Below are 13,888 nucleotides of genomic sequence, written 5' to 3' on the forward strand. Positions count from 1 at the left end.
ATATAATAGCTTCTAATATTTTCTATATTACCAACTTGTGAGTCCTCCATCGATTGTCCAGGCTGCACCTGTCACAAAAGACGCCTTATTACTCAACAAAAATACAATTACTTCGCCAATTTCATGAGGCTTAGCAATACGACCTAATGGGTAATGTTGGCCCATTTCAGCCTTAGCAGCCGCCGCATCTTGGTGGGCATTAGCAATCTGTTTATCTACTAATGATGTATCTACATCACCAGGACACACACAGTTTACACGAACACTGTGAGGTGCCATTTCAAGGGATAGAGATTTTGTAAAGCTCACTACAGCTCCCTTTGACGCACCATATACAGAACACGCTACATTACCTTGTAAACCTGCATCACTAGCGATTGTTACAATACTGCCCTTTGAGGCTCGTAAATAGGGAAGCGCCGCTTGACATAAGAATACAGTACCTTTTACATTGGTCCCAAACATTTCATCAAAAGCTGCTTCTGTAACATCAGCTAGTAACTCTTCTTCATAATAGCCTGCAGCTGTTACAAGAGCAGACACCCCACCAAATAAATCTACTGTTTCTTTTACAATTCGCTGACAGTCCTCAATTTTAGATACATCACCTTGAATATATTGTACCTTAGAGGAATAACGACGCAGCTTAGTTTTAGCCTTTTGACCAACTTTTTCATTTCGACCATTGATGACTACACACCAACCTTCTTTAAGTAAAAGCTTTGCCGTAGCAAATCCAATACCCGATGTACCACCACTAATCAAGGCCACTTGAACATCACTTTTATGAGGCATACCTTGCCCTCCTATAATGTTGAAATATAGTCATAGACTAATTTCAACAACATAACTGTCGTTACCGACAAGAATACAACTCGCACCAAAGATGAGCCCTTCGCAATTGCCAAATGCGAGCCTAAATAAGCACCTATAATTTGACCTGCCCCGGTGGCAAGACCATACGTAATATTGACGTGTCCTAAATATAAAAATACCAATAAAGACGCCAAATTACTAGTAAAATTCAATATTTTTGCATTAGCAGATGCATGTAAAAAATCAAAGCCTGTAAAGATAAAGCCCATAATCAGAAATGTACCTGTACCAGGACCAATAAAGCCGTCATATATACCAATGCCAAGAGCAAAAGCCATACAAATATATAGCGCTTTTCCTGTTACCTGAGATGTACGATTGATTTCACCCCAGTCTTTTTTGAACACCACAAAGAGTGTTACACAAACAAGTAATATGATAATAATAGGCTTTACATATAGCGGTGGTAAAGAAACAACCGCCAAGGTACCAAGCATAGAACCCACAAAGGTAAAAGGCAGTAATTTGCGAACTAGGGAAAAATCAACCATGTGATTTCTCAAAAATGTAATCGATGCACTACCAGCACCAAAGATACTGGATAATTTATTACTGCCTAGAGCCACACTAGGTGGAAGATTTGTTAATAACATGGCAGGTACAGAAATGAGGCCTCCCCCGCCTACAATGGAGTCTACAAAGCCAGCAAACGCACCAGCTACGGCAAGTAAAACGAGTATAAGGATATCAAATGGTAAACCTGTTACCGCAATGAGCCACTCCATAATAAACCTCCTACAGATAGCACATCAACGGTCGCCAAAGGCCACCGTTGTCATGCTAATTTATTTTATTTTGCACCTAGACGATCGAGGGCCAATGTATAACCATCCGCACCATATACTAAACAGCGCTTTACACGACTAATCGTAGCGGTACTCGCACCCGTTTCTTCTACGATTTTCTCATAGCTATCCCCTGCGCGAAGCATTTTTGCTACTTGTAAGCGTTGAGATAATGCTTTTAATTCGTTAATCGTACAGATATCTTCAAAAAATGCATAGCATTCCTCTGTATTTTCAAGCGTTAAAATGGCGGTGAACAATTCGTCATTTTGTTGACTTCTCAATTTTTCATTGATACTCATAGGATCCTCCTACTTCTTATTCATCGCTTTAGACCAAGCATCACCAATCATTTGTACAACTTGTACCAATACAATCAAGATGATGATTGTAGCGATCATAATATCGGCTTGGAAACGTTGGTAACCATATCGGATAGCAATATCCCCAAGACCACCACCACCAATAGCACCAGCCATCGCAGAGTAACCGATGAGGTTAACGATAAGCACCGTTACATTGTCAATAATTGTTGGCAATGCTTCTGGTAATAATACTTTCCAAATGATTTGTAATGGGCTTGCCCCCATAGATTGAGCCGCCTCGATAACGCCAAAATTGATGTCCTTAATAGACGTTTCTACAAGGCGTGCCAAAAACGGAATTGCCGCAATGGTCAACGGCACACATGCTGCAGTTGTACCGATGGATGTACCTACCACCATACGAGTAAACGGAATGATAGCAACCATCAAGATGATGAAAGGTACAGAACGTGTAGCATTGACAATGGCACCCAATACTTTATTGAGTGCTACATTTTCTAAGATATGACCTTTAGAAGTAACAACCAAAACAACACCAAGAGGAATACCTAATAACATTGCCATTACGGTAGAAATTATCGTCATTTGCAATGTATCAAGGGTACCAGTTATGAGTAGATTAATGATTTGCTCTGACATAACCGATCACCTCGCTTTCAATTGGTAACGTTTTGATGTAGTCCAAACCTTCTTGCGCATTTTCTGGGTCACCATTCAAGATAACGATGAGACGACCAACGCTCGTATTTTGGATGTAATCAATGCCGCCAAAAAGGATGCTTACATCTAAATTAAAGCGTCTTACAAGGCCTGCTACTACAGGCTCATCTGTTGCTTGTCCTGTAAATTTGAGACGCACTAAAGGTGCTGTCCCTGCAATCCATTGATCATGCAACTCTAGATGTTCCAATGCTTCTGGAGGTAAGTTATCACTCACTACAGAGCTAATAAACTCTTTTGTCGTATTTTCGCGAGGATGTGTGAATACTTCAATAGTACTACCTTCTTCGAGGATGACACCACCTTCAATAACCGCCACGCGATCACAGATTTCACGGATAACGTGCATCTCATGTGTAATGAGCACAATAGTGAGCCCCATCTTCTCATTAATATTTTTCAACAATTTCAAAATAGAATCTGTTGTTTGAGGATCAAGGGCAGATGTAGCTTCGTCACAAAGGAGAACCTTTGGATTAGAGGCCAATGCACGAGCAATACCAACACGTTGTTTTTGACCACCAGACAATTGAGATGGATAGTTGTTCATCCGGTCTGTAAGGCCTACAATATCAAGAATTGGCTCAATGCGTTCCTTGATTTCAGATTTGCTCATTCCTTGTAATTCCAACGGAAATGCCACATTGTCATATACGGTACGAGAGGACAATAGGTTAAAATGTTGGAAAATCATGCCAATATCTTTGCGCGCTTTACGCAAATCAGATTTGCTAAGTGTTGTTAAATCTGTACCATTTACGATAACAGAGCCAGATGTAGGTGCTTCGAGCATGTTGATGCAACGAATCAATGTGGATTTGCCGGCACCGGATTGACCGATAATGCCAAAGATTTCGCCTTCTTTCACATTTAGGCTAATATCTTTCAACGCTTCCACACGAGTAGCGCCTTCATAGACTTTACTAATGTGTTCTAATTGTATCAAAATAATTTCCTTTCTTAAGGTAAATGTTTAACATTTGATGAAAGCAGCTTATCTATCAAGGTAGTCCTTCTTCCATCAATTTTTCTAGAGCTTCGCGTAGACGAAGTGTAATAGCACCTGGTTTACCACCAGATACTGGATTTCTGTCTAGCTTAATAATTGGGATGACACCACCAATTGTATCGGTAAAGAATAGTTCGTCCGCTTCATCTACAAAGGTGCGGTCAAATTCTTTCTCAATAATGGTAATACCTAAAGATGGTGCTACACGGGTTAAGATCATTTGGCGCGTAATACCTTTTAAGATATGATTATCCGCTGGATGCGTGTACAAGATACCATCTTTAACAGCAAACACATTAGATGTGGCACCCTCTGTACAAATGCCATCACGGAACAAGATGGCTGTATAGGCAAATTTCTTTTCTGCTTTTGTTTGCGCCAAAATATTCGGGATCAAGTTAGTAGTCTTAATATCTACATGTTCCCAACGTTCATCAGGCAAAGCTATCGCTTTTACACCTTCACCCAATTTATTGACTTCATCTAAATCCAAGGTACGGATAGACATAAGCATTTGTGGTTCTAATTTGGAGCGATCATAAGCATGATGACGTGGTGCTACACCACGAGAGATTTGTAAATAAATATAGCCCTCTTTGATTTCACTTTGCTCGATCAAAATTTCGTGCAATTCTGTCAAATCATCAGGGGTCATTTTTACAGGGATATCCATTTCACGCATAGAGCGATACAATCGATCTTGGTGGTAAGACAAGGCGAAGCAACGGCCTTTTACGACACGAACAACTTCATATACAGAGTCACCAAACAAATAGCCACGGTCATCAATGCTGATAACTTTGGCACCTGGTTCGACGAATTCACCGTTAAAATATGTTAATTCTTGCATAGGAGCACCTCTTTTTCTATTCCGTTACTCTATCAAGTGGTAATCATCATGGACTTATTATAACACAATTACTTTTAAATTTTCACACTTTACTTTGTGAAAGATATTAATTCGATATACAAAAATCCGCTAGGATACCATAGTTAAAAACTATATCCTAGCGGATGTATAACAAATATTATTTTTATACTAAATCAGCACTACAAAACTAACTAAAACTACGTACACCATTAACGTACTAGCACCAATTAGGGCTCTCTATAAAATAGTTCTCATACTAAACTAATGCCCCAGTATAAATTTACGGATAGATTTAGGCACATAATTAAGAGCCACCGTAGACAAATAGGATAATCCCAACGCCATAACATACATAATTAACACGTTGGCCACCGTATACAAGAGATTATATTTAGCCATCGCACCAGAAATGATTAACAACCAAAATGGATGCGCTAAATAAATACCATACGATTTATCGCCTATCTCAGACCAAATGGACTCCATAGTCACATTCATAGGTAGCCTTTGGAATAGGAATAAACTAAACATCGTTCCCAATCCTGTATAAAGAACGCCCATAGGACTCATTTGATGTACCGTGTAAATTGCTTCTAACACAGTATAATGCCATACGTCCATGACATAGTAATAAGAGCCAAGCATCAATAATATGGAGCTTACCGCGCTGATGCCTAAAAGGTAACGATAACGCCACATATATTCGCAGACGATTTCATATCGTTCAGCACATACGGCACCTAAAAGGAAAATCCACACATAATGAATAACCCAATAGTTGAGTCGCATATCAAAAAGATATTTAAGAACTGGCTGATTGCTTAGATTTTCTGTTACCCAACGGCCAAGCATGTAAGACGAAACATAATCGATACCAACTTGGATGACAAATAGTAACACCAGCCAAAATACAGGCCGTTTTAAGATGACTATCACCATTGCCCGCCATAATGGCATCATCACGTAGAACCATAGCAAAATAACCATAAAATATAGATGATACATAGAGGTACCAAAGAGTAAATTTATCGCCAACGGCCCCGGATGTAAATTGCTAAGGTTATGAGCTGTCATCCCTGTATATAGCAAGTAAAAGATGGACCACGTAATATATGGAAATAGCACCACCTGAATGCGGCGGTGCATAAATTCCTTATATGAGAATGGTCCCTCTACCGAGGTATGATAAAACAAGCCAAATGCAGAGAGGAAGAAAAACGCAGGCACCCCAAAGCGAGAAAGAATTTCTAATACGCTAATGAGTTCTAAATTTACAAAAGGATTTTGCAATGCGTAAGATCCTACATGAATGCCGATAACACCGAGCATACAGAGGCCTCGCATATAAGTAATTTCCGGTAAAAACGCTTTTTTCATAGCCATTCCCTATTCACTATTGACCAGGTACAGCGGCAGGTGTTGGTACCACACGTGGACCTTGAGACTCTGTAGCTGGTTGTTTAACTACCGGAGGTGTAGATGTAGGTGTTTGAGGCGTTGCAGCTTTTTCAGGTTGTGCGGCTTGTGCTGGTACAGCCTGACCATTTGCTTTAGCAGCCGCTTCTGCCTTAGCCTTAGCTTCTGCTTCAGCCTTAGCTTTTGCTTCAGCTTCTCGTTTCAAGCGTAATTCTTTTTCAAGTGGTACCACTGGTTTGTCATAAACAGTGATATCCGTTTCAAATAGACGTCCCCATGGGAATGTAGCTTTTACTGTACGAGGATTGATTCTAAGGTATTTTTCAGCGAAATCTTGAATGCGTTCACCTAAATAACTTTCAAGACGTTCATTTAATTCACCAGAGTAACGAACATTGTCTGTTCTGATAGAATCTTGCATACGATAAATATCTTTACGGATATTTGCTTGATATGCCCAGTTATCCAAATATTGTTGCGTCAACATATCACGATGACCTTCTGGACTCATAGATTTAAGCAATAATCCTTGAGCAATAGCGTAACCTACTGTGTTACTTGCTGTATTCCAACCATTATACGCACCGATTTTGTACAACAAATCTCGTTTGTACATAGCGGATACCAATGTATTATCTGCACCATTATTGAAAGCAATATCTGCAACGCTTACGTTCACACCAGAGTCAACAGCTTGTTGAATGCGATCTACGAAAGCATTTGTAGAATTGGAGATCATCGGGAAGTTTTCGAAGTTTTCAGACTCGCCTGTGCTCGTTGTAAGAGGTGTATTAACAGCCAATAATACAGTTGGTTTACCTTGTGTCACCATTGTGCCACCTACAGCCTCAACGTGTTGAGCAATTGTTTTATCAATCGTTTGATCTTCGTAACCTGGTAATGTTTTACCTCCGCCACCGAGTGGATAAATTACGGAGAATGTAGGTTTTTCTGTGCTCACATCGGTACGGGAACGCGCCATCAATAAGAGACCAAGTTGGTCAGCACCAGGGAAGCTACCGTATTTTTCAACAGAAATATCCTTGGAATATTTGTTGAGGTAACGACCTTCTAGAGCGGATTGAGATAATTGAGATGTATCATCATGACCTAATGCAAAGTAGTCGAATACACCACTGCGAGTTTCATCAATCAACTCTTTGTTGATTTTCATATTTTTTTGACGGCGGTCAAACCAGTCTTGCAAGTATTCCACAGGAACAGAGGCTTGTAGGCTCATCAATTTTTGAGTTTCTTCTTGCGTTAAAGAGCCAGAATCTAATTTATCTTGTAATGCAGCGATTTGGAAGATAGTTGGGCCATATTCCGCATAGTAGGCCGGTTCAGTACCGCCACCACTCGCACGTGGGGAACGCATTACGGTGCCAAAGCCATAGATGCGTACATTTTTATTACGCGCTTTTAAACCTTCAATACGTTTCAAGCGATTTTGCAATGTGCTAAGAGGAATATTATGTTTACGAGAATCTACAAGACCTCCATAAATAAGAGTATCTGTACTTAATACCATAACATCAGCACGACCTGCATTTTGCTCTACCCAAGCCATAATTTGATCAGCTTGACCTTGGTACGTCTTACCAGAAATCAAGTGTTGAGGTGGTGTCAACACAGTCATACCCGCCTCACGAGCTGTATCGACTGTATATTGCAAACTTACAGGACGATCATCTTGAGGTACATATAATACGGTTTCTGCATCAATTTTGATGGATGTACCTGTAGCAATGGCTGTAACCATTAATGCTACTTTCAACCATTTATTTGTCATAAAGCAAATCTCCTTCTGTGTACACGAGTGCTCTCGACTCGAAAATTAACTCTTATATAATACTCTTTTTTTCTGACACTTTTATGAAATACTTAATAGTATAATTATATCATTTACCTGTTATTTCTCAAATGCAGTGCCTTTAGCTTTAGCGCACTTTGGGTAAGCTCCAATTATATTTAATAGCTAGTAAACGGATAACTAGTACAACGGTAAAAGCACCATATACAGCCTCTCCAACCCAGTTAGAAATAACCATTAAGTAATAAACGATGCCCCCAATAACACTAGGCAGAGCATACACATCTTCTTTTAAAACAGACGGAATCCGTTGAGCCAGCATATCTCGGATAATACCACCTCCAACGGCAGTAATAGTTCCTAATAAAACAATGAAAATTGGCAACTCTGGATATAGTTTAAACCCTGCAGATGCTCCGGTTACTGTAAAAGATGCCAACCCGACTGCATCGGCTAATAAATAGCTTGCTCGGCTACGAGGGCCCATAGCATGCTTGCGATAACGGCTGTTATAGATAATAAATACGATAATTGTTACGGAAATAACCACAGTTACATATACAATATTGCGTAACGAATTCGGCGGAAAATACCCCAAGAGAACATCACGTACAATTCCACCACCGATTGCCGTAGCCAGTGCCAATACAGCCATACCAAATATATCCATTCTCCGCGCCACCCCAACAAGTGCTCCGGAGATAGCAAAGGCAATAGTGCCAATCATATCAAATATATACCAAATAATATCCATAATACCCTCACACAATCTATTCGCATAACTTCGCACACTATGATAGACTTTATGTAAGATATTATACATTAAGAGGTATGAGAATGACAAAGAACATTACACCTATAGAGATTAAAAATATGGATGAGCGTAGCCGTGATGAATATTTTATGGGTTTTGCCCTAAAGGAGGCCCACAAAGCTTATGCTCTAGGAGAAATTCCTATCGGCGCCATTTTAGTTCAAAACAGTACAATCATTTCACGCCACCATAATCGCCGCGAATTAGATCACGATGCAACGGCTCATGCAGAGGTGCTCGTCATCCGCGAAGCATGCGATGTACTCAAGCGTTGGCGGTTGACTGGTTGTACCCTGTATGTTACGATAGAGCCGTGTCCGATGTGCGCTGGAGCCATCATCAACAGTCGTATTGACCGTGTTGTATATGGTGCAAGTGATTACAAAGGAGGCGCTGTAGAGTCTCTTTTCAATGTACTCTCTCACCCTGGTTTAAATCATGAGCCTGAACTAGCATCTGGTGTCCTTGGTGATGAATGTAGCCAAATTATGAAAGACTTTTTTAAAGAGCGCCGTAAAACACGGAGGAGTACCCAAGAGGCTGAAGGGTCCGCACTCGAAATGCGGTAGGTCGGGCAACCGGCGCGGGGGTTCAAATCCCTCCTCCTCTGCCATATAAAATATATAAAGCGCTAACCATGGTTAGCGCTTTTTTGCGAAGGGACCACTACTATGAAAAAATATTACCCTTATCTCATTACGGTGAGTCATATGATTAACGACTCCTGTCAAAGTGTATTACCTGCCCTCTTGCCATTATTTATCTACACTTATGGACTTAGTTTAGAGCAAGCAGGCTTTCTCATATTAGCCAATACAGCATTATCTTCATTGTTACAGCCATTATTAGGTTATGTCTCTGACAAGATCAATCAGCCACGGCTCATCGCCTTAGGTGTTCTGCTCTCTGCTTGTAGCACAGGTGCCATGGGGTTTGTAACCTCTTATGAAAGCTTGCTTGTTTGTGCTACCTTAGCTGGTGTAGGCTCCTCTATCTTCCACCCTGAAGGAGCGAAAATCATGAATCGCCTGGGAGGTGGTAAAAAAGGTAAAGCCATGGGTACCTTCGCCATCGGTGGTAGCTCTGGTTTTGCCATCGGTCCACTCTTTGCGGGCTCTATTGCCTATACAGTAGGACCTCATGGACTGGCAGCTTTCACCATAGTGGGTCTTATTATCTCAACAGTTTTATTCGTCCTCATGCCGCGCATAGTAACTCAAGCACGCACTATCGACCAAGCGGTAGCTATGGAAAACCCTACACTAGTGGCTAAGCCGCTAAAGAATTACTGGAAATACTTTGGTATCTTGTTTATTATCATCCTAAGCCAATCAGTAAACTTCCGCGTTATCAATGCATTTATTCCTATCTTCTGGACTCGTGAACTCGGCACTAGCCCAGAGCAAGGGAGCTTTGCATTAACCATATTCTTTAGTATCGGTATCTTCATGACATATATTGGCGGTCTATTAGGCGACAAATATGGTCCCATCAAAATCATTAGACTATCCCTATTGATTTGGTTGCCAGCTATGTTCCTATTAACAGAAGTGCCAACCTTCTCCCCTGTTATCATGATGCCTGTAGCCTATATGTTACTACTCATGATTGGCGCTGCTAAAGCTCTTAGCTACAGCCCCGTTATTGTACTAGGCCAAACCTACCTTGCTAAAAGCATCGGCTTTGCGTCCGGTATTACCCTCGGGGTGAGCCAAACTATCGGCGGTATCATCGCACCTGTAGTAGGTAACCTTGCGGATACCTATTCTTTACCTGCCGCTATGATGACACTCGTACCATTCCTAGTAGTGGGTCTTGGGGCTTCATTGATACTTAAAGATCCTAAAAAATTACAATAAAAAAGGCCGTTGTTTCTAAATTGGAAACAACGGTTTTTTAGTATCAAAATATTTGAATTTTTGCCAAATTATATATTTATACCTTATCTAGTTCTTTCAGTCTATCTTCCATAATAGATATTTTAATCAATGCCCTTTGCTTCTTTAAATCTGCTACAATTCCCAGTAGTATAGCTATGCAAAATGTATTTAACAACAAAAAAACAAAATCAATAATTATTGTATGCTTTAAATATCCTATTACGACAAGGAGAACACTAATCACAAAGAAAATTCCGTAAAACCACCAAGCACGCCCTCCTGGAAGCTCCATAAATAAAGCTACTAACCATCCAGCAAAAGAGACAACAAGAGTAAATAAAGAAATCATAGATAAAAAATCAAAATAAACAGTAGTAATCATAAACTCTTTAGTGGCTGGTCCTAATACAATTACTTGAGTAGCTAAATCTAATCCATAAGTGAAAATTCCCGCACTTATCACACCAAATACAACGGAACTCCATATAAAAGTAAACTTACTGTCTAATTCTGCTCGTCCTTTAATTATTTCCCAGCTCAAATCACGCACTGAAAGATTTTTTATCTCATCGCAAATTTTCAATTTGTATGTACGCCAATATCTTTTATCTGCACTCGGAAATACTTTATGATAAAAATAAACAAACTTTTGGGGAAAGCTAGCTTTTTTAGGTAATAACACACTCATATAAACACACCTCAAACTATCTAGATTATAATTAGAATATCTTATTCTAATATACCTTTATATATCACCAACTATACATCATATTCTTAGTAAGGCTAAGAAAACGACCCCCTTTGCAAAAATTTTTCTGCATCGGGGGTTAATTTATTTTAAAACTTAGTGTTTTAGCATTTCATTCAATATAACTACGTCCGTTTCTTTCATGCCTTGTGCCACAGCACCAATACTGCGGATAGTTTCATCAACGGAGTATGCTACAAGTCCATCGCCTTTTTGGTAGTTTTTGTTAAGGCGAGCTTGTTTATATCCCATAAAGGCGCCATCAAGGGAAATTGCAATTTTACCTGCACAGGATGGTTTCGCACCATCACATACGATACCAGATAAACTTGCAAGACCATTTACAAGAGTGTTCTCGATTATATCTTTACTATCACCCTTCAAGAAGGCAATACCTGCTACACTTACCACACCGGCAGATACAACGCCACAGTATGCAGACAATTTACCAATACCAGATTTAACGTAAAGCGTTAGCAAGTTAGCAAAGACGAGAGCGCGATACAATTCATCTTCACTTTTACCAAGTTCATCGGCAGTCGTAATGATTGGTACAGACACGGTTAAACCTTGATTACCAGAGCCAGAGCAGATAACGACAGGCAATGGGCAACCACTCATACGCGCATCAGAGCCAGCTGCGGCACGAGCCTTACATTTCGTTTCGAGAGATGGATTTTCTTCATCTAACAATAACAATTGTCCAATATTAGATCCATAATCATTGGACAGACCTTCCTTAGAAATTGCAGTATTATACTCAACTTGCTGTTTAATTTGAGGTAGGATACCAGAAATATCACCTGTTAAAGCAAATTCGTAAATGCTATCGAAGGTCATGGCATATTCTGTTTTAGCCGCTTTCTTAATTTCATTGACTGTTTCAGAGACAATCTCGCCATCTACTGATACATAGGTTACATTCGTATGGTCATTTTCAATGCGAACAACCGCTGTATGTTCATCTGTTTCTGCAGTGATTTCTATATATAGATTATCTACGCCTTCAGCAAGTGAAACGGTACAGAAGTTAGCATCAAGCAATGTACCAAGCCATTTGCGATCTTCGTCTGTAGCAGATTCCAACACCTCAAGTTCACGCTCTGGATGACCTACAATAGCACCCAGTGTAGCGGCCGCCGTTAGTCCTTTTCGCCCCCCAGAATTTGGAATGACTACAGATTTTACATTTTTAATAATATTCGCGCTGCATCTTGCATGAATATGGTTAGGAAACTCATCTAAAACAGAGACTGCCTTCGCAGCCGCATAAGCCAATGCAATTGGCTCAGTACAACCGAAGGCAGGACGCATCTCTGACTGTAACAAAGAAATATAATCCATCTTATACTTCCGCAATAATTTCCACTTCTACAATAACGCCTAATGGAAGGTCTTTTACTGCTACACATGAACGAGCTGGTTTAGAAGTGAAATATTTAGCATACACTTCATTAAATGCTTTGAAATCACCAATATCAGCTAAGAAGCAAGTTGTTTTAACAACCTTGGAAAAGTCTGTACCAGCTTCAGTCAATACGGCTTCAATATTTTTGCATACTTGTTCAGTTTGCTCTACAATGCCCCCTTCAACAACTGTACCAGTTGCAGGATTGAGTGGAATTTGACCAGAAGCAAATAATAAACCGCCAACCACTTTAGCTTGAGAGTAAGGGCCTACTGCTGCTGGTGCTTTGTCTGTAGAAATTGTTTTCATGATAAATCTCCTTTTATAAATAAATATAAATTAATATGACTATATTTAAGGTGCGAAACTCATGTTGATGCCTCGATATATATGACTTACCTCAATATATCACATATTACATAAAAGTACGTATATAACCAATTATTTAATTGATTTGAATGCATTGTCAAATATTGGTTTGAAATAATCACGTTGTACATCAGTTGTTATACCTACATACAACACTGGTTTTCCTGGCTTCAACACAAATGCAGCATTTGCATAGAGTGGAGTTTGTACATTTCCATCTGCATATAACAAGCGAGAGCTTGCTGCATATGTTTGATATTTTGTACCACCCACCGGATGTACTTGTTCTGCATTTTCTACGGTTAGAGTTTTAAGTGTTTTAGGCATAATCGTTGCTTTTTGGGGATCACGACTAGACACATTAATAGGTCCATTCAAAGGAACTACTGTTGTGCTAGTGGGAATCTGTTTATTTATTGTTCCTAATAGAAGTTGCTCTGTTACAGGATCAATTTGACCTTTATCAAGAGCGGCCATTGCCGCTATAAACATAGGGTCATTAGCCTTTTCTTTAGCCACTTGTTGCGCTATTTGTTTAACATCTACAGCCACTACGAATGCATCTTTTTGACCAGTTTTATCTGCCCCTTGCAATTGGTATATATCAAAATTAGTACCAAAGTTTTGGAAAAATTCCTTTGCCATCATATTCGCCATCGTAGATTTTGAGGGATTCTGTTGCATTTGTTTCTCTACAAAATCACGTGTATTTGTTTTAGACGCAGAAACAATATTTACATTATTAAGCACTACCATGGATCCTGCAATTGTTTGTACATCCTTAGCAAAACCTACGCCAGATACAGTACCCATTAGGCAAGCTGCACAAGCCAATACTTTCAAAGATTTCATA

15 protein-coding genes and 1 tRNA gene are annotated in these 13,888 nt (G+C 39.8%); 3 read left to right on the forward strand and 13 right to left on the reverse strand.

Annotated elements, in window-relative coordinates; all coding sequences use genetic code 11:
- Positions 1-27 precede the first annotated feature (27 nt).
- From NE668_RS08935 to NE668_RS08975, 9 genes are all read right to left on the reverse strand, one after another.
- Positions 28-795: an SDR family NAD(P)-dependent oxidoreductase gene (locus tag NE668_RS08935; protein ID WP_004693607.1), complete on the reverse strand. Its 768-nt coding sequence runs from the start codon at positions 793-795 to the stop codon at positions 28-30.
- Positions 796-806: 11 nt separating this feature from the next.
- Positions 807-1,601, reverse strand: a complete 795-nt coding sequence (locus tag NE668_RS08940; protein ID WP_004693608.1) for a TSUP family transporter — start codon at positions 1,599-1,601, stop codon at positions 807-809.
- 65 nt (positions 1,602-1,666) lie between these two features.
- The gene (locus NE668_RS08945) at positions 1,667-1,963 is read right to left on the reverse strand and encodes a YerC/YecD family TrpR-related protein (protein WP_004693609.1); all 297 of its coding nucleotides are present in this window, start codon (positions 1,961-1,963) and stop codon (positions 1,667-1,669) included.
- A gap of 9 nt (positions 1,964-1,972) precedes the next feature.
- Entirely contained in the window at positions 1,973-2,626 is a 654-nt protein-coding gene (locus NE668_RS08950; RefSeq protein WP_004693611.1) for a methionine ABC transporter permease, read from the reverse strand.
- Positions 2,607-3,653: a methionine ABC transporter ATP-binding protein gene (locus tag NE668_RS08955; protein WP_155086403.1), complete on the reverse strand. Its 1,047-nt coding sequence runs from the start codon at positions 3,651-3,653 to the stop codon at positions 2,607-2,609. Before NE668_RS08955 ends, NE668_RS08950 begins: the two co-directional genes overlap by 20 nt.
- A 55-nt stretch (positions 3,654-3,708) precedes the next feature.
- On the reverse strand, positions 3,709-4,566 hold the full coding sequence (locus NE668_RS08960; RefSeq protein WP_227037823.1) for an aminotransferase class IV: 858 nt from the start codon (positions 4,564-4,566) through the stop codon (positions 3,709-3,711).
- A gap of 282 nt (positions 4,567-4,848) precedes the next feature.
- Complete coding sequence (locus NE668_RS08965; RefSeq protein ID WP_227037821.1) at positions 4,849-5,970, reverse strand: acyltransferase; 1,122 nt, start codon at positions 5,968-5,970, stop codon at positions 4,849-4,851.
- Between the two features lie 10 nt (positions 5,971-5,980).
- Positions 5,981-7,795 carry a DUF4127 family protein gene (locus tag NE668_RS08970; protein ID WP_227037819.1) on the reverse strand — a complete coding sequence of 605 codons (1,815 nt, stop codon included), beginning with the start codon at positions 7,793-7,795 and terminating at the stop codon, positions 5,981-5,983.
- Between the two features lie 148 nt (positions 7,796-7,943).
- Positions 7,944-8,570 (reverse strand): trimeric intracellular cation channel family protein, encoded by a 627-nt coding sequence (locus NE668_RS08975; RefSeq protein WP_004693621.1) that lies wholly within the window; start codon positions 8,568-8,570, stop codon positions 7,944-7,946.
- 83 nt (positions 8,571-8,653) lie between these two features.
- On the opposite strand from NE668_RS08975, the gene tadA reads away from it, so the two are divergent.
- From tadA to NE668_RS08990, 3 genes are all read left to right on the forward strand, one after another.
- Positions 8,654-9,199 (forward strand): tRNA adenosine(34) deaminase TadA, encoded by a 546-nt coding sequence (tadA, locus tag NE668_RS08980; protein WP_227037899.1) that lies wholly within the window; start codon positions 8,654-8,656, stop codon positions 9,197-9,199.
- Positions 9,153-9,243 (forward strand) — tRNA-Ser (locus tag NE668_RS08985). The genes tadA and NE668_RS08985 overlap by 47 nt, the downstream gene beginning before the upstream one ends.
- Before the next feature lie 58 nt (positions 9,244-9,301).
- Positions 9,302-10,489: an MFS transporter gene (locus NE668_RS08990; RefSeq protein ID WP_101928969.1), complete on the forward strand. Its 1,188-nt coding sequence runs from the start codon at positions 9,302-9,304 to the stop codon at positions 10,487-10,489.
- Between the two features lie 76 nt (positions 10,490-10,565).
- On the opposite strand, the gene NE668_RS08995 is transcribed toward NE668_RS08990, so the two are convergent.
- The 4 genes from NE668_RS08995 to NE668_RS09010 form a co-directional block, all read right to left on the reverse strand.
- Positions 10,566-11,198, reverse strand: a complete 633-nt coding sequence (locus NE668_RS08995) for a hypothetical protein (protein WP_004698339.1) — start codon at positions 11,196-11,198, stop codon at positions 10,566-10,568.
- Between the two features lie 156 nt (positions 11,199-11,354).
- Positions 11,355-12,602, reverse strand: coding sequence for an L-cysteine desulfidase family protein (locus NE668_RS09000; RefSeq protein WP_004698354.1), 1,248 nt, complete (start codon positions 12,600-12,602; stop codon positions 11,355-11,357).
- A 1-nt stretch (position 12,603) separates the two neighbouring features.
- On the reverse strand, positions 12,604-12,975 hold the full coding sequence (locus tag NE668_RS09005) for a RidA family protein (RefSeq protein WP_004698345.1): 372 nt from the start codon (positions 12,973-12,975) through the stop codon (positions 12,604-12,606).
- Positions 12,976-13,107: 132 nt separating this feature from the next.
- On the reverse strand, positions 13,108-13,887 hold the full coding sequence (locus NE668_RS09010; protein WP_227037817.1) for a hypothetical protein: 780 nt from the start codon (positions 13,885-13,887) through the stop codon (positions 13,108-13,110).
- Position 13,888 lies beyond the last annotated feature (1 nt).

The organism is Veillonella parvula (assembly GCF_024461875.1).
Lineage (GTDB): Bacteria > Bacillota > Negativicutes > Veillonellales > Veillonellaceae > Veillonella > Veillonella parvula_I.